Source organism: Streptomyces sp. AJS327 (assembly GCF_013450295.1).
Lineage (GTDB): Bacteria > Actinomycetota > Actinomycetes > Streptomycetales > Streptomycetaceae > Streptomyces.
Window position 1 is genome coordinate 25,494 of sequence record NZ_SKBR01000006.1, and the last position, 17,629, is coordinate 43,122.

General features: G+C 75.7%; 9 protein-coding genes. 3 read left to right on the forward strand and 6 right to left on the reverse strand.

What is annotated here, in order from left to right:
- Nucleotides 1-44: 44 nt before the first annotated feature.
- The 5 genes from E0L36_RS28095 to E0L36_RS26340 all read right to left on the reverse strand — a co-directional run bounded on the left by E0L36_RS28095 (nt 45) and on the right by E0L36_RS26340 (nt 10,190).
- A complete protein-coding gene (locus E0L36_RS28095; RefSeq protein ID WP_374705597.1) occupies nt 45-2,144 on the reverse strand; it encodes a DUF6350 family protein in 2,100 nt (699 codons plus the stop codon).
- Between the two features lie 206 nt (nt 2,145-2,350).
- A complete protein-coding gene (sucD, locus tag E0L36_RS26325; RefSeq protein ID WP_180931841.1) occupies nt 2,351-3,235 on the reverse strand; it encodes a succinate--CoA ligase subunit alpha in 885 nt (294 codons plus the stop codon).
- Between the two features lie 24 nt (nt 3,236-3,259).
- The gene (sucC, locus tag E0L36_RS26330; protein ID WP_180931842.1) at nt 3,260-4,432 is read right to left on the reverse strand and encodes an ADP-forming succinate--CoA ligase subunit beta; all 1,173 of its coding nucleotides are present in this window, start codon (nt 4,430-4,432) and stop codon (nt 3,260-3,262) included.
- A 719-nt stretch (nt 4,433-5,151) separates the two neighbouring features.
- Nucleotides 5,152-9,057 carry a DUF5682 family protein gene (locus E0L36_RS26335; protein ID WP_180931843.1) on the reverse strand — a complete coding sequence of 1,302 codons (3,906 nt, stop codon included), beginning with the start codon at nt 9,055-9,057 and terminating at the stop codon, nt 5,152-5,154.
- Nucleotides 9,054-10,190 (reverse strand): AAA family ATPase, encoded by a 1,137-nt coding sequence (locus tag E0L36_RS26340; protein ID WP_374705600.1) that lies wholly within the window; start codon nt 10,188-10,190, stop codon nt 9,054-9,056. Before E0L36_RS26340 ends, E0L36_RS26335 begins: the two co-directional genes overlap by 4 nt.
- A gap of 244 nt (nt 10,191-10,434) precedes the next feature.
- On the opposite strand from E0L36_RS26340, the gene E0L36_RS26345 reads away from it, so the two are divergent.
- Together E0L36_RS26345 and E0L36_RS26350 are read left to right on the forward strand one after the other, a co-directional pair.
- On the forward strand, nt 10,435-12,030 hold the full coding sequence (locus E0L36_RS26345) for an SWIM zinc finger domain-containing protein (protein ID WP_180931845.1): 1,596 nt from the start codon (nt 10,435-10,437) through the stop codon (nt 12,028-12,030).
- 283 nt (nt 12,031-12,313) lie between these two features.
- On the forward strand, nt 12,314-14,122 hold the full coding sequence (locus tag E0L36_RS26350; RefSeq protein WP_219637137.1) for a DUF5691 domain-containing protein: 1,809 nt from the start codon (nt 12,314-12,316) through the stop codon (nt 14,120-14,122).
- 129 nt (nt 14,123-14,251) lie between these two features.
- On the opposite strand, the gene E0L36_RS26355 is transcribed toward E0L36_RS26350, so the two are convergent.
- The gene (locus tag E0L36_RS26355) at nt 14,252-14,662 is read right to left on the reverse strand and encodes a cobalamin B12-binding domain-containing protein (RefSeq protein WP_180931858.1); all 411 of its coding nucleotides are present in this window, start codon (nt 14,660-14,662) and stop codon (nt 14,252-14,254) included.
- A 735-nt stretch (nt 14,663-15,397) separates the two neighbouring features.
- Between E0L36_RS26355 and E0L36_RS28385 the strand changes: the two genes are divergently transcribed.
- Complete coding sequence (locus tag E0L36_RS28385; RefSeq protein ID WP_308416950.1) at nt 15,398-17,599, forward strand: peptidoglycan DD-metalloendopeptidase family protein; 2,202 nt, start codon at nt 15,398-15,400, stop codon at nt 17,597-17,599.
- Nucleotides 17,600-17,629: the final 30 nt, after the last annotated feature.

Sequence of the window (17,629 nt, forward strand, 5' to 3'; positions counted from 1 at the left end):
CGGTCCGGGCGGCCGTCGGACCGGGTCAGTCGGGGTGGGACCGGTCAGTCGGGGTGGCGGGGCTCGAAGTCGGGCACCAGCCCGCCGGACGCCTCGCGGAGCGCGGCCCACCGGCGTTGCCGGGCCCCGGTCTCGTGCCACCGGGCGGTGTCCCCCGTGGCCACGCCGTCGGCGGTGGCCTCTGGTGGGGCGGTGACGTTCTGCGACGCGGTCGCGGTGGTGTTCCGCGACGCGGTCGCGGGGGCGTTCCTCGGGGTGGTCGCGGTGGCGGGGCGGGTCTCCGGTGGGACCGGGCTGGCGGCCCGCGTGCGGCGCCCTCCCCACCAGCGCCGTCGCGCGCCCCGGTCCTCGCGCGGCTCCGGGGTCGCCCCGGCGGCACCGTCGGCGGCCACCCCGCTTCCGGGCGACGTTCCCGAGGCGCGGGCCGTGGCGGGCGGGCGAGCGAGCGCCACCGTGGTCACGCCGGTTCCGGAGGTCGTGGCCGCTGGGGGTACCGACAGCGCCGGGGGCGCCGGGGTGGTGGCCCCGGTCCTCCTCGTCGGCCGCTCCCCGGCGCCGCGCGGGTCCCGCGACGCTCCGGACGGGACCGGCCTTCCGGGCCGGATCGGGCCGCCGGACGGGACAGGGCCCCCGGGCGGGACGGCGCTCGCGGCGGGGAGGTGCCGGGTGCGGGCTCCGGCGGAGGGGGTGTGCGGTGCCCGGGTGCCACGCAGCCGCCAGCCGCGTACGACCAGGGCGCTCGGCAGTCCGGCGAGCGCCGCCCAGCCCAGCGCGACCAGCCCGGTGTACCACCAGCGCGGCCCGAGTCGGGCCAGCTCGCCCGTACCCATCGCTCCCCCGGCCAGCAGGGCGAGCGCCGCCATGCCCGCGCCGACGGCGCAGGCGGCGAGCAGCGCGGTGCCGAGCGTGCCGCGCCAGCCGCGCAGGACCCACCGCCGTCCACGGACCGGGACGGTGTCGCGGCCGACGCTCCAGCCACAGACCACGCCCGCCAGCGCGGGCAGCGCCCAGGCCAGCGCCATCGCGTACGGGCCGTGTGTCCCCTCCGCCGGAACGGCGCTGAACAGCGGGAAGTTGGGCAGGTCCGGGTAGCCTCGCGCGTCGAGCGGGGTGACGAGGCTTCCGCCGCCCACCGTGAACCCCGGGCCCAGCAGGTAGGAGGCGGCCCAGACCGCCGCGTTGGGCACCAGCGCGCACACCAGCAGCAGCACCCCGAGCTGTCCGGAGAAAGCGCTGGTCAGCAGCGGTGGCGGCGCGCTGGTGGAGTTGGCGTCCCACACCAGCGCGGCGGCGGTGAGCAGTACGCCACCGGCGCAGAGCACCCCGCCCGTCCAGCCCGCCGCGCGGAGCGCGGTGAGCAGCCGCTCCCGGGGTTCGCGCGCCAGCCCGCGCCGGACGAAGCCGGAGCGTCCACGGGTGCCGGGCGGTTCCGGTACGGGGCTGCCGCAGCCGATCCACGCACCGGCGGCGGCCACGATCAGGACGAACAGCGGGAGGTGGGTCACGGCGGTGACCACGTCGACGTGGATCGGGCCGGAGGCGGCGTAGCCGACGGCGGCGGTGGCGGCCAGCAGGTACCCGGCGCACACCCAGCCGAGGATGCGACGCGGGGTGGCGCCCTCCAGCGGCTCCGGCACCCGCTCCCCCGGCCGGCCCGCGTGCCGGTCGGTGTCCGGTTCCGCCGCGCCCCGCCCGTCCCCGTCCGGGCGGCCGTGGACGGCCCGGCCCTCGGACACCGCGCGCTCGTCCGGGACGGCCCGGTCGGCGGCGTGCTCACGCGCGAACTCGGCCTCCGCGACGGCCTGCTGGGCCGCGCGGAACAGTAGTCCGGCGGGGAGGAGGCTGAGCAGCAGCGGCGTCAGACCGATGGGCGCGGGCACCCCGGAGGGCGTTCCGGTGCGGAGCAGGTCGGCGCCGTGCGCGAGCAGCCAGAGATCGGCGGCGATGTGCAGGGCGCCGCTGGGACCGCTGTCCGGGTAGGGCGAGAGGGTCCACAGCAGGAGCACCAGGGCGGCGATCAGCCCGAGCCCCAGCACGGCGGCGAGCGCGCCGGCGAACAGCCAGCCGGTCACGGCGGGGGCCCGGTGGCGGAGTGAGCGGCGGCTCGGGGGCGGTGACTGGCTGGGACGCGTCGTCTGACTCACCCCGTCATGCTGCCAACAGCGCCCTATTTACCCCGGTACGTCCGTATCCATCGTGGTGTCGGCGCGGGTCCGGTCCCTCGAGACCGCCGGGCCTGGCCACCGGACGTCGGACGGGCCCGCGCCGCACTCGGCGCGGGCCCGTCCGGACAACGGTCGCCGCCTCGGTTCGCGCTGCTCGCGGCCGGACCGCGGGCAGGGGACGCTCCTCAGCCCGCGAGCAGCTCGCGGGCGAGCCGCGCGGTCTCGGAGGGCGTCTTGCCGACCTTCACACCCGCGGCCTCCAGCGCCTCCTGCTTGGCCTGCGCGGTGCCGGAGGAGCCGGAGACGATGGCGCCCGCGTGGCCCATCGTCTTGCCCTCGGGGGCGGTGAAGCCCGCGACGTACCCCACGACGGGCTTCGTCACGTTCTCCTTGATGTAGTCGGCGGCACGTTCCTCCGCGTCCCCGCCGATCTCCCCGATCATGACGATCAGGTCGGTCTCCGGGTCCTCCTGGAACGCCTTGAGGGCGTCGATGTGCGTGGTGCCGATGACCGGGTCACCGCCGATGCCGACGCAGGTGGAGAAGCCGATGTCGCGCAGCTCGTACATCATCTGGTACGTGAGCGTGCCGGACTTGGAGACCAGTCCGATACGGCCCGGCTTGGTGATGTTGGCCGGGATGATGCCCGCGTTGGACTGCCCGGGGGTGATGAGACCGGGGCAGTTCGGGCCGATGATGCGCGTGGCGTTGCCGTGCTTGCCCGCGTGGGCCCAGAACGCGGCGGAGTCGTGCACCGCGATGCCCTCGGTGATCACCACGGCGAGCGGGATCGCGGCGTCGATGGCCTCGATCACGGCGCTCTTGGTGAACTTCTCCGGGACGAAGATGACGGTCACGTCGGCGCCGGTGGCCTCCATGGCCTCCTTGACGCCGCCGAACACGGGGACCTCGGTCCCGTCGAAGTCGACGGTCGTGCCCGCCTTGCGGGGGTTGACCCCGCCGACGATGTTGGTGCCGGAGGCCAGCATCCGCTTGGTGTGCTTCTGGCCCTCGGAGCCGGTCATCCCCTGGACGATGACCTTGCTCTCCTTGGTGAGGAAGATAGCCATGGTGTGTCGGTGTCCTCGTCCCTGTTACTTGGCGGCCAGCTCGGCGGCGCGGTCGGCCGCTCCGTCCATGGTGTCCACCTGCTGCACCAGCGGGTGGTTGGCGTCGGTGAGGATCTTGCGCCCCAGCTCCGCGTTGTTGCCGTCCAGCCGGACGACGAGCGGCTTGGAGATGTCCTCGCCCTTGGAGGCGAGCAGTTCGAGCGCCTGGACGATGCCGTTGGCCACCGCGTCGCAGGCGGTGATGCCACCGAAGACGTTGACGAAGACGGACTTCACGTCCGGGTCCCCGAGGATGATCTCCAGCCCGTTCGCCATCACCTCGGCGGAGGCGCCGCCCCCGATGTCGAGGAAGTTGGCGGGCTTGACGCCCTGATGGGCCTCGCCCGCGTACGCGACGACGTCCAGCGTCGACATGACCAACCCGGCGCCGTTGCCGATGATGCCCACCTGGCCGTCGAGCTTGACGTAGTTGAGGCCCTTCGCCTTGGCCGCCGCCTCCAGCGGGTTCGCCGCCGCCTTGTCCTCCAGCGCGGCGTGGTCGGGCTGCCGGAACTCGGCGTTCGCGTCCAGCGAGACCTTGCCGTCCAGCGCGATGACCTTGCCGTCGCCGGTCTTGACCAGCGGGTTCACCTCGACCAGCAGGGCGTCCTCCTTGACGAAGACCCCCCACAGCTTCTGGAGCACGTTGACGACCTGGTCGATCAGCTCGGCGGGGAACTTCGCCGCCTCGGCGATCTCCCGCGCCTTCGCCTCGGTCACGCCGTCCAGCGCGTCGACCTGGATCTTGGCGAGCGCCTCCGGGTTGGTGGCGGCCACCTCCTCGATCTCCACGCCGCCCTCGACGGATGCCATCGCGAGGAAGGTGCGGTTGGTGCGGTCGAGGAGGAAGGAGACGTAGTACTCCTCCGCGATGTCCGCGGTCTGGGCCAGCATCACCTTGTTGACGGTGTGGCCCTTGATGTCCATGCCCAGGATCTGGCCGGCCTTCTCGACGGCCTCGGCCGGGTCGGAAGCCAGCTTCACACCGCCGGCCTTGCCGCGGCCACCGGTCTTGACCTGGGCCTTCACAACGGCGCGGCCACCGAGGCGCTCGGTCACCTCACGAGCGGCCTCAGGGGTGTCGATGACTTCACCGGCCAGCACCGGAACGTCATGCTTGGCGAAGATGTCCCTCGCCTGATACTCGAACAGGTCCACGCGCGTCCGTCCCCTTAGTCAGTGGTATCGCGGTCGTTCTCAGCGTGGGCGTGCCGCTGGGGCGGCGTGACGACGCGGTCACTACGAGGGCGCACACGATCTTCCGCTCAGACCCAGGTACGCGGCATGTCCGTCTTGCAGATTAGCTCCGCACGTCTGCGCTTCATAAATCCCAGCTCACACCGGAGCGGTGAAACCCGTCACAGAGCGGGGTGGAGCCGTCCACATTCAGCCGCCCGCACCGGGGCACGAGCGCCACACACCCCGGCCCGGACCCGGGGCGCAGCCGCGCCACCCCGGCTCACCAGCGACGGAACCGGTGGCCTGTTGGCGGCAGGCGACGACCGACGGAACGCGCCCACCCGGCGACCGGCCGGGAGAGGCGGGCGGCGGGCACCTCCCGGAGGCCGCCGGGAACACCCGGAACACCCGGAACCCACCCGCGACAGCGGGGAATTCGCGCGAACTCGGCGGAAACTCAGGGGAATTCCCGGAAACCCGGGGAATGCGCCGCCGGGGTGGACCGGGTAGGGAGGGGAGAGCGGGACGGCCGGGGGCGGACGCACGGCGGACCGGCCGCCCCGTGGGAGACGGGACGACCGGTCCGGGTCAGGTCAGGTCAGGTCAGGTCAGGTCAGGCGTACTGGTTCGGCGCGTATCGGTTCGACGCGCGCTGGTCACCGGGCGGGTGGCGCGGGGCGGGGGCTCGTTCCCCGGGGTCAGGCGGCTCCCGTCGCGGTGGCCTCCGGGGCGGGCAGGGCCCGGCGTTCGATGGCCGCCGCCATCACCTCGGGGAACTGGTCCGGGGTGCAGGCGAAGGCCGGGGCGCCCAGCGCGGCCAGCGCCGCCGCGTGCTCCCGGTCGTAGGACGGGGCACCGTCGTCGGAGAGGGCGAGCAGGGAGACGAACCGCACCCCGGCCGCCCGCATCGCGGCGACCCGCTTCAGCATCTCGTTCCGTATACCGCCCTCGTACAGGTCGCTGACGAGCACCACGACCGTCTCGTTCGGACGGCTGATCCGCGACTGACAGTACGCGAGCGCCCGGTTGATGTCCGTGCCGCCGCCGAGCTGGGTGCCGAAGAGGACGTCCACCGGGTCGTCGATGGCGTCCGTCAGGTCGACGACGCTGGTGTCGAAGACGACGATCCGCGTGCTGAGCGACCGCATCGAGGCGAGCACGGCCCCGAACACCGAGGCGTAGACCACCGAGGAGGCCATCGACCCCGACTGGTCGACGCAGAGGATCACCTCCTTCTTCGCCGCGTTCGCCGCGCGCCCGAACCCCACCAGCCGCTCCGGCACCACCGTGCGGTGCTCGGGCAGGTAGTGCCGCAGGTTGGCGCGGATGGTGCGGTCCCAGTCGATGTCCCGGTGGCGCGGCCGGTGGATCCGCGCCGCACGGTCCAGCGCCCCGCCGAGCGTCGAACGGGTCCGCCCGGCCAGCCGCCGCTCCAGTTCGGTCACGACCCGGCGCACCACGGCCCGGGCCGTCTCCCGGCTGGTCTCCGGCATGGCCTTGTTCAGCGACAGCAGGGTGCCCACCAGGTGCACGTCGGGCTCGACTGCCTCCATCAACTCCGGCTCCAGCAGCATCGCGGAGAGCCCGAGCCGGTCCATCGCGTCCCGCTGCATCACCTGGACCACGGAGCTGGGGAAGTAGGCGCGGATGTCCCCGAGCCAGCGCGCCACGTCGGGCGCCGAGCCGCCCAGCCCGGCCGAGCGGCCCGAGCGGCCGCGCCCCACGGCGCCGTACCCGCCGCTCCTGCCGGTACGGGCGCCGTACAGCGCCTCCAGCGTGCGGTCCAGCGCGGCGTCCCGGCCGCCGAGGACGCAGCCGGTGCCGTCGGTCTCACCGGAACCGCCCAGCACCAGCCGCCAGCGGCGCACCACCCCGGCCCGGTCCACCTCCGGCTCGGCCAGCGGCCCCGCGACGGATGGCGCGAACGGCCCAGCCGTGGACGCCGGTTCGGGGTCGGGCCGGGGCCCGGTGGGGGGCGCGGCCGTCGCGGCGTCCGGTGTCGCGGGGACCCTCGCGACCGCCGTGGGCGGGGCGCCCAGCAGCCGCTCCAGTACCGGCAGCACCGCCCGCGCGCGCGACGGGTCGAGCGCCGCCTCCGGATCGCGGCCCCCGCCCCCGGACGTTGGCGGGCCGTTCCCCGCCCGCGGGCCACGGCGCACCAACTCGCCCACCGTGCGCCGGACTCCCTCTTCCAGGTCCGCGAACGTGCGCCGCAGCAGCGGGAGTACGTCGATGAAGGAGTCCTCCGGAACACCGCCCAGCCAGCCGTCGACCAGCCCGAGCAGCCGCGCGTCGTGCACCAGCAGCATCCCGCCGCCGGAGAGGAACCCCTCGATCCAGGCGGCCGCCCCCGCCGCCGGGGCCCCGGAGGACAGCGCGAGGCCCATCAGCCGCGCCGCCTCGGCGTCCGCCAACCGCCCGTCGTCCAGCAGCAGCCGGACGCAGCGCCCGCGCAACAGCCCCGGTATCCGGTCCCGTTCGGCCAGCGCGCGCAGTACGGCGCGCCAGCGCGCTGGCAGCCCGGCCAGCCCCTCCGGGGCGAACTCCCGCCCCGCGCCGCTCTGTTCGGGCTGGTTGGGCGGGACGCCGGAGCCCGGGTCCGCGGCGTCGTCGACGGGCGCGGTCTGGGCGAGCAGGCTGACCGACTGGTGCACGGCGTCGAGGTGCGCCCGCATCGCCTCCGCGCCGCTCGCGTCCAACCCCACGCAGGCGGGCGGTAGTCCGACCCGGACGCGCTCGGCCAGCCCGGCCGCGACCTCGGTCAGCGCCGCGCCGTCCGAGCCGCGTACGTCCCCGTACCGGGCGGAGCGGACCAGCGCGGGCAGGGCCTCCGCGAGCTGCCCGACGTTGGTGTCCAGCGCCGCGCGGTCCGCGAGGGCGCGCATCACCACGGGCAGCGCGTCCGGCAGTCCGGCGAGCAGACAGCGCTCCGCGAGCGCGGTGACCTCGGCCAGCGACTCCGCGCCCACCGCCTCCGCCTCCGCCTTGGCGGTGGCCGCGCCGGGCAGCGTGGTACCCCACACCCCGGCCTCCGCGACGCGCACCGCCAACTCGGGCTCCCAGCACAGCGACCAGCTCTCCCGGAAGGTTCCGGTGCCGCCCCGCTCCGCGACCGGCCGGGCCCAGTCGACGCCGAGCAGCCGCAGTTGGTGGAAGAGCCTGCTGCGCGCCGCGTCCGTCTCGCCCCGCAGGTCGAGGTCGAGCCGCCGTTCCGCCGCCGACGGGGTGAGCCGCAGCGAGCGCTGCGCCCTGCTCAGGTCTCGCTGGAGCGGCACGGCGGGCGCGCCCTCCGGGACCTCGCCCAGTGCCTCCCCTACGACCAGCCGATCCTCCACCAGCGCGAGCGGTACGTCCGAGCCCTCGCAGAGCACCGCCCGCACCGCGTCCACACACTCGCCCAGCCCGGCGAGCGGTCGGCCGCGCAGGGCCGCCAGGCTCTCCGCCAACCGCACCGCCTCGATCACGTGCGCGGAGGAGGCGCTGTGGTCCTCGGCCCGCAACAGCCGGGCCACCCGCGTCATCCAGCGCTCCAGCGGCCGGTCCGGGGAGTGGAATAGGTGCGCGTACCAGCCGGGCGAGGTGACGCCCGCGCCGTACCCCCCGGCCCGGGCGAGCCTGCGGTGGGTCCACGGCACCCAGGTCACCTCGGCGCGCACCTTGGGCAGCCCCTTCAGCAGCGCGCGGTCGGCGGTGACGGTGGACCGCCGGGCCAGCGCGGGCACATGCCAGGCACCGCAGACCACGGCCACCGACCCGGCGCCGAACTCCCGCTGTGCCTCGCGGAGTCGGAGCCGCATATGGGCCTCCCGGATCAGGTCGCGGCGCTCCGTGCCCGGGCCCGCCGACCTGGCGGCGTCCGTCTCCCCGGAGGGTGGGAAACTCTCGCGTAGCGCCGTCATCGCCTCGGCGAGCGCCGCGAACGGGGCGTAGGGGCTGGGTGGTTGGGACGAGGTGGCCGGACCGGAGGGGTCAGCGGGGACGGACGGGTGGGGTGCCGGGGCCGGGAGGCGGTGCTCCACGGCGTCCTCCCACCAGCGCTCCGCGTCGTCGTACCCGGCGGCGCGCGCGAGCGCGGCCAGCGGGTCGGCCCGCAACTCCGCCCCCTCGGACGACTCCCCGGGGGTGGACGGCTCCATGGGGGCGGACGGCTCCCCGGCCTCGGGCGGCTTATCCAACTCCGGTTCATCCGACGGAGGTTGGGCGTCCCCTTCGGTGGCGGGCGCGGCCAGGGCGAGCGAGTGCGCCGCCGGGAGGTCGACGAACCGCACCGGCACCCCGGCCTCCAGGGCCCAGCGGATCGCGACCCACTCCGGGGAGAACTCCGCGAGCGGCCAGAAGGCCGCCCGGCCCGGCTCGCCCCGCGCGTGCGCCAGCAGCGCGACGGGCGGCCGCATCCCCTCGTCGGCGGCGAGCGACACCACCGCGTCCGCCTCCGGCGGGCCCTCGACCAGCAGCACCTCCGGCCGGTACGCGGCGAGCGCCGCCCCCACCGCGCGGGCCGAGCCCGGGCCGTGGTGCCGCACGCCCAACAGCAGGGGCCCGTCCGGCCGTTCGGCGTCCGCCCCGCCCGCCCGCGCGGCGTCCCTCCCGGACGGGGCCGTCACGCGGCGGCCTCACGGCAGGCGCGGTAGAAGTCCTTCCAGCCCGCCCGCTCCCGGACGACGGCCTCCAGGTACTCCTGCCAGACCACCTGGTCGGCGGCCGGATCGCGCACCACCGCGCCACGGATTCCGGCGGCCACGTCCGAGGCGCGCAGCACGCCGTCCCCGAAGTGCGCGGCGAGGGCCAGCCCGCCGGTCACCACGGAGATCGCCTCGGCCGTGGAGAGCGTGCCCGAGGGGGACTTGACCTTGGTGCGGCCGTCCTCGGTGACGCCGTCCCGCAGTTCACGGAAGACGGTGACGACCCGCCGGATCTCCTCCACGCCCTCCGGCACGGCGGGCAGCCGCAGCGAGCCCCCGATCTGGTCCACCCGGCGGGAGACGATGTCGACCTCCTCCTCGGCGGAGGCCGGAAGCGGCAGCACCACGGTGTTGAACCGCCTGCGCAGCGCGCTGGACAGCTCGTTGACCCCACGGTCGCGGTCGTTGGCGGTGGCGATCAGGTTGAAGCCGCTGACCGCCCGCGCCTCCTCCCCCAGTTCGGGGATCGGCAGCGTCTTCTCCGAGAGGACGGTGATGAGGCTGTCCTGCACGTCGGCCGGGATACGGGTCAGTTCCTCGACCCGGGCGGTGCTCCCCTCCACCATGGCCCGCATCACCGGACTCGGCACCAGCGCCTCCCGGCTGGGGCCCTCCGCCAGCAGCCGGGCGTAGTTCCAGCCGTACCGCACGGCCTCCTCGGCGGTGCCCGCCGTGCCCTGCACCAGCAGGGTCGAGTCGCCGCTCACGGCGGCGGCCAAGTGCTCGGAGACCCAGGTCTTGGCGGTGCCCGGAACGCCGAGCAGCAGCAGCGCCCGGTCCGTCGCCAGGGTGGTGACGGCGACCTCGACGATCCGGCGCGGGCCCACGTACTTCGGCGTGATGACGGTGCCGTCCGGCAGTTCGCCGCCGAGCAGGTAGGTGGCGACCGCCCACGGGGACAGCCGCCAGCGCTCCGGGCGCGGCCGGTCGTCCGCCTCGGCCAGCGCGGCCAGCTCCTCCGCGAACGCGTCCTCGGCGTGCGGCCGCAGGGCGTTCGGCGCCGCGCCGGACACCTCGGTGGGAGCACCGGACGACGGTGCGGCGGCCTCAGCCACGGATTGGGAACGGGTCACAACTCCCCCTCGACACGCGGTGGAACGACGTGCCGACCACCCTGCACCGCACCACTGACAACCACCCCGCCACGGACGACCACCCCGGGTGACCACCACCCCGGCGACCGGACGCCCCTCGACGGACGCACACGGCCGTCCCCGTGCTCCCTCCCCTGCCCGTCCTCGCGCTCCGTCCCCGGCTCGGGCCGGGCGGGTGTCAGTGGCGGCTCCTACCGTCGTTCGCATGACTGCACAGGGGTTGCGCTGGACGTCGGAGCAGGTGCTGGAGCTGGCTCCGGACGCCTCGTCACGCTCGGCGGCGAACCGGCTCGCGACGCCGTCACCGTGGTCGGAGACGGGGGCGGACGGCGAGGCGGTGTGGGGGCGCTGCGCGGGCAGCGGCGGCACGCGCTACCAGACCGTCGTCGACCTCCTGGGGAACCCGGCCCCGGCGTACCGGTGCTCCTGCCCCAGCCGGAAGTTCCCCTGCAAGCACGCGCTGGCGCTGCTGCTGCGCTGGTCCGAGGGGGAGACGGCGGTGGCGCCCGCCACCGGACGCCCGGACTGGGCGCGGGAGTGGCTGGACGCCCGCCGGGCGCGCGCGGAACGCGCCGTGGACGGTGCGGCGGCGCGCGGCACGGGCCGGGAACCGGCCAAGGGCGCGGCGGGCGGCGAGACTCCGGGCGGTGCCCGGCGCCGGGCACCCGCCGACCCGGAGGCGGCCCGGCGCCGCGCGGAGCGCCGGAGCCAGCGCGTCGCGGCGGGCGCCACCGAGCTGGAACAGCGCCTGGCCGACCTGCTGAACGGCGGACTCGCCGGCGCCGACCGCGCCGGATACGCCCGGTGGGACGAGATGGCCGCCCGGATGGTGGACGCCCAGGCACCCGGACTCGCCTCCCGTGTACGGGAGTTGGGCAGTCACACCACGGGCGCCGACTGGCCGGGGCGGCTGCTGTCGGAGTGCGCGCTGCTGCACCTGCTCAACGTCAGCTGCCTGCGGCTGGACGAGCTGCCCGAGCCGCTGGCGGCCACGGTCCGCACCCGGGTCGGCCACACGGTGGACTCCGCCGAGCTGCTGGCCGACCCGGCGGCCCGGGTCCGCGACGAGTGGCTGGTCCTGGGGCGGCGGGACGAGACGATGGGGCGGCTGACGGCCCGCCGGATCTGGCTCCGGGGCCACCGCTCGGGGCGCACCGCCCTCCTGCTGTCCTTCGGCCCGCCCGGCGGCGCGCCCGAACTGGCCCTCCCCGTGGGCCTGTCGGTCGAGGCGGACCTGGCCTTCCACCCCGGAGCCCCGCCGCTCCGCGCCGCGCTCGGAGAGCGGTACGGCCCACCCGGCGCGGGCTTCGTGCCGGACGGCGAGGCGCTCCCGGAGGCCCCGGCGGCGTACGCACGGGCGCTCGCCGAGGACCCCTGGCTGGAGGGCTGGCCGGTGGTGCTGCGCGGGGTGCTGCCGATCCCGCCCGGGGTGGACGGCGGTCCGGAGGAGTGGCAGCTCGCCACCGAACCCGCCCCGGAAGGCTGGGAGTTGGGCGTGCCTCCGGCCGACGAGGCGGCGGGGCAGGGCCGTTCCGGCGAGGGGCCCGCCCCGGAAGACGCGGGCCGCGCGGGCGGACGGGAGACGGAGACGGGTCCCGAAGCCGCCCCGTCCACTGAGGAGTTGGGGCAGCGTCGCGCGTGGGTCGCGGTGCCCGTCCATCCGGAGACGGCGTCCGGCGCGCTCTGGAAGCTCCTCGCGCTCTCCGGCGGCGCCCCGCTCACCGTGTTCGGCGAGCACGGGCACCGGGGCTTCGCCCCGTACAGCGCCTGGAGCGCCGACGGCACCGCCGTACCGCTGTGACCGCGCCAACCCCCGTCCGCACCCCGGAGATCGGGCACGTCCCGGTTCGCGGCCCCATCCCGGCGTCGACCACGCCCCGGCCCGCGGCCAGCCGCTCCCCCAGTGAACTGAACGGCCCTGGTGGGCGGTTGGGCCACGCCCCGGAGGGCGGCGGCGGACCGCCCACCGCCTCCGCGCCCGAACCGCCGTTCCCCGCACCCGTCTCCGTGTCCGCATCCGTCTCCGTGCCCGCACCCGTCCCGTCGAAGTCGACGTCCGCCGAAGTCGAGGAGCGCCGCGTCCGATGACCACCACCGTGCCCTGGAGCGAACTCGTCACCGCGGCGCTGCTCGGAGCGCAGCGCCGCACCCCGCCCGGCGGCGACGTCACCGCGCTGCTGGACGCCGCGGCCGTCCGCACCGTGCAGCGGCGGGCGGGGGCGCCGCCGCTCGCGGCGCGTCCCGCGCCCGCCCCCGCGCCGGAGGACGACCGCCCGCCGCTGCCGGAGGCCGCCGAACGGCGGCTGCGCTCCCTGCTCAGCCAGCGCTCCGGCGGCCGGGGTGACGAGGGCGGACGCCGTGGCGGGGGCACCCCCGACCTCGGCGAACTGCTGCCGCAGTGGCTCGCGGCGGCCAACCGGCGCGGCTACCGCGCCCCGTCGGCGCTGCTGCCCGCGCTGCTGGAGGCGGCGCGGGGCCGGACCGACCTGCGTCCCGAGGCGCTGACCTTCGCCGGGCCGCGCGCCCTCTGGCTCGCCCGGCTGAACCCGGACTGGAAGTTCGCACTGCGGGACAACCCCGCGCCGCACCTCGCCGCGCGTGCGGCCACCTCGCCCCGTACCGCGCGGGAGGCCGCTCCGGAACTGGACGAGAACACCCAACGGGTGTGGGAGGAGGGGCTGTTCGCGGAGCGGGTGGCGCTGCTGATGGCGCTCCGCCGCCGCGATCCGGCCGCCGGGCTGACGCTGCTCGCGAGCGGCTGGCGCGCCGAACGCGCCGAGGACCGGATGATGTTCATGGACGCGCTGCGTGAACGGCTCTGCCCCGGTGACGAGCCGTTCCTGGAGCGGGCGCTCGCCGACCGCAGCAGCACCGTCCGGGCGACCGCCGCCCAACTGCTGTCCGCACTCCCCGAGTCGGCGCTGGCCGCGCGGATGGCGGGCCGGGCACGGGCGCATCTGCGGGTCACCGGCGCAGCGCCCGGCGCCCCACCCGCCGCCACCACGGCGGAGGCCCCGAAGACGCCGGAGCCACCGAGCGCCCCGGCCCGGCCGGAACGGGAGCGGGGCGGAGCCACCGGGGAGCGGGACCCACAGGCGCGGCGGGACGGGGACGCGGCCGGGGACGGACCGTGGATCGTCGTCGACGCCCCGACCGCGTGTGACGCGGAGGCCCAGCGGGACGGCGTCGTCCCCAAACCGCCCAAGGGCCGAGGTGAACGGTCTTGGTGGCTGGGGCAGTTGGTCGCGGCGGCACCGCTCGGTATCTGGTCGGAGCACCTGGGGGGCCGCACCCCGGTCGAGATCGCCGCGCTGCCGGTGGCCGACGGCTGGCAGCGGGACGTCCACGCCGCCTGGTGCCGGGCGGCCGTCCGGCAGCGCGACGCGGAGTGGGCCCGGGCCCTGATCGGGCCGCCCACCACGCCGTTCACCGACGGTCCCGGCGATCCGGCCAAGCTGCTGACGGTGCTCCCCACGGCGGAGCGGAGCGAGTGGGCGGCGCGGTTCATCGAGGCCCACGGGCTCTCGGAGGCGTTCCGGATTCTCGGTGTCTGCGCGGTGCCGTGGAGCGCGCCGCTGGGGCGGGCCGTGGTGGACGCGCTGGAGATCGCCCGGGACGCGGGCAGTCACCCGTGGAGCTTCAGCGGGGTGATGGGGCTGGCCGAACGCTGCCTGGACCCGGCGGGCGCGGAGCGGCTCGCGCCGCTCGCCGCGCTCACGGACACCCGGCGGGGGGCGCCGGGCGCCGACACCTACTGGGCCGAGGCGTTCCACCGGCTGATGAGCACCCTCCGGCTGCGGGCCGTGATGCTCGCCGAACTGGACGGTGCGGCCGAGCTGGACGATACGGCCGCCACCCCCGGAGACCGGCCGGAAGCGGGCGGCGGTGCCTGACGGGGCGGCCCCCGACTCCGGCGCCGCCCCGTCCGGACGGCACCGGCGGCCCGGACGGCCGGGCGGGCGACGGGACGTCCCCGCCGCCCGGCACCGGCGGCGGGAACGCCGCCGGGAGGGGCGCGAGCGTCAGGCCGCGACCGGACCGACGTGCGCGCGGATCCACTCCACGATCTCGGTGGTGGTGGCGCCCGGAGTGAAGATCGCGGCGACCCCCTGCTCCTTCAGCGCGTCGATGTCCCCGTCCGGGATGATGCCGCCGCCGAAGACCTTGATGTCCTCGGCCTCACGCTCCCGCAGCAGCTCCAGCACCTTGGCGAACAGGGTGTTGTGCGCTCCGGAGAGGATCGAGAGGCCGATGGCGTCCGCGTCCTCCTGGATCGCGGTGTCCACGATCTGCTCGGGCGTCTGATGCAGCCCGGTGTAGATGACCTCCATGCCCGCGTCCCGCAGCGCCCGCGCGATGACCTTGGCCCCACGGTCGTGGCCGTCCAGCCCCGGCTTCGCGACCACCACACGGATCGGCCCCGACACACCCATCACTGCCTCCATTCATCACGGTCCCCGGACCGGCCGCACCGGTTGCCACGCCCTGCCCGCACCGTCGAGGTGAACGAACGTTATCTCCAGCATCCCGCACCGGCGCGGTCCGTGCTCCGCGGGGAGGGGGAAATCACACGCGGACGGCCCCCGGCCGCCCCCTCCCCGCCCGTCCTCCGAAGCCTCCGGCCCCCGGAGCCCCGCCCGGCGCCCGCCACCGGCGCGCGGGCCACGGCGGGCGGCGCGCGGGCCACGGCCGGAAGGGCGAACGCCGCCGGGGAGCGGCCTCCCCGGCGCTTTCCTCCCGGCTCCCGCCCACCGCCGAGCGGGGCTGGCCCATCCGGGTCGTCCACGTCCGGCGCCGGGGCGCCGCGCGCCACGCCGCCGCCCCGGTCGAGGTTGACGGCCGGGGCGCGGCCCGGCGGACGGCGAACGGACCGTCGTCACCTGGGCCGTTCCACCAGGAAGGGCCAAATTCCCTATCTCCGTGGGAAGTTGATGGAAAGCCGGAGAAAGGGCCGGGATCGCCCTCCGGTTGGCGGCGGGTTCGATAAAGGCCGCCCCAGCCGAACGCGCTCGAACGGTGGGGCGACTACCAGCCCGTAGACCGCCGAAACGCAGCCGAATGCCCGCTTCCCCGAGTCCGGAAACCCTCGGAAGATTGTCGGCGTCGCATACCGCCGGGTACAGTCCTGGCACTGCTCCGCCCCTGTCGCCGAGGCGAAAGAGAAGTTGGTGGTGAACGACCGTCAGCCACCGGGAGTTTCCGGCCCGGTAGGCAGCGCTTCCGACTCGTCGTCGACGGAGTCCTATCCCCAGGAACCCTCCGGATACGACGCGCCCTACGGCCAGACGACGTACGGCACCTACGTCCAGCAGGGAGCCGACACCGGCTACCCCGCCGCGTACGACGCCTACGACACCGGCGGGCACACGGGGTACGACCCCTCCTACGGCTCCTACGGCGGTGCGCACCTCACCGATCCGTCCGCCGCCGACCCCTACCAGACCGGCGGCTACGCCCAGGCCGGGTACGACCCGGCGGGCGGGTACGCCGGATACGCCGGCGATCCGGCCGACCACTCCGCGGGGTACGCCGCGGGCGCCTACGGCGCCCAGGACGGCCCCGGGTATGACACCGGCACACACGCGACTCTCGGATACGACACCGGCGGATATCCCCAGGCCGGGTACGACCCGGCGGGCGGGTACGACTCCGCCGGGTACGACCAGGGCGGCTACCCCGGTGGGGCGCCCGCGGACGACCTCGGCATCAACACCCAGCCCGGGCCCGACGAGATCGTCTTCGGCACCGGCCAGTGGGACGTCCTCGGCTACGCCGCGCGGGAGACCGGCCCCGACGAACACACCGCGCACCCGGCCCAGTCGGCCCACGCGGGCTGGCCGTCTCCCGAGGGCTACCCTCCGGCCGACGGCCAGGACACCGGCGGGTGGCAGACCCACCCCGGCGCCTCCCAGGACACCGCGACCGGCCAGTGGGACACCGGCGGCCAGTGGGGCCTCGCCAGCTGGGACGCCACCGGACAGTGGGACGCGACCGGGCAGTGGGACGCCACCGGCCAGTGGGGCGCCAACGACCTCCTCGCGTACGGCGGTCAGAGCGCGGAGGAACACGAGACCGGCGGAGCGCCGGACCCGCTCGGCGCACCGCTCGGCGAGGCGCCGTCCGGTTTCGACACCGGCGCCTACCCGTCCGGCTCCTTCGAACAGACCGGCCAGTTCGCCGGGTTCGGCGGAGTGGACGCCTACGCCACCCACCCCGCCTACGGCGACCCCGGCGAGACGGGCGCCTACGACCCCGCCGCCTACCTGCCGCCCACCGGCCATCCCGGCGGCGCACCGGACCAACTCGGCCCGGACGACCTCCACGAGACCACCGGGGCCTGGGCGGGACACGGGGTGTACGGAGCGGACGATCCGTACGTCGCCGCCGCGCAGGAGGTGCCCGGCGGACACGAGCCCTACACCGCCTACGACACCCACGATCCGCACGGCGTCCCGCACTCCCCCGCGCTCCAGCACCCCGAGGACGAACGCCCCCGCATCGACGAGGCGTTCGACGCGCTCTTCGCTGACGGCGAGCCCCTGAACGCGAGGTCGGCACACGCCGCGGACGACCTGCCGACCGACTCCCCGGACGACGCCGGGCCCGCGCCGCTCGCCCCGATCAGCCCGCACCGCGGCCGTCGCCGCTCCCCCAAACCCCGCCGTTCGGCGCTGCTGACCGTCGCCGTGCCGTCCGTCGCCGTGATGGGCGTCGCCGGGGTCGCCGCCGCCTCCGTGATGGACAGCGGGGGGGAGAGCAAGGAGCCCGCCCCGCAGGCCGCGCAGGAGCGGGAGGACGTGAAGCCGCCGAAGGCGAACAACAAGCTCGACACCCAGCTCGCCGGACTCTCGGCCGACGCCGACGACTTCGCCGACCGGGCCAGCCGCACCCAGGAGCGCATCGACCTCAAGGAGCGGCAGGCGGCCGAGCGGGAGCGGAAGATCAAGGAGGCCGCCCGCAAGGAGGCGATGCGGCCGAAGTTCGCGCTGCCGGTCGAGGACACCACGCTCAGCGCGCGGTACGGCCAGGCGGGTATCAACTGGATGTCGGTCCACTCCGGCATCGACTTCCCGGTGAGCTTCGGCACCCCGGTGATGGCGGTCACCGACGGCACGGTCAGCACCAAGTGGGACATGTCCTACGGGAACATGGCGATCGTCACCGCCGAGGACGGCACCGAGACCTGGTACTGCCACCTCAGCAGCACCAAGATCCGCTCGGGTGAGGTGAAGGCGGGCGACACCATCGCCTACTCCGGCAACTCGGGCAACTCCACGGGTCCGCACCTGCACTTCGAGGTGCGCCCGGGGGGCGGCGCGGCCGTCGACCCGGTGCCCTGGTTCCAGAGCAAGGGCCTCAGCATCGGCTGACGCCCCCGCGCCCCACGCGCTCGCCCGGTC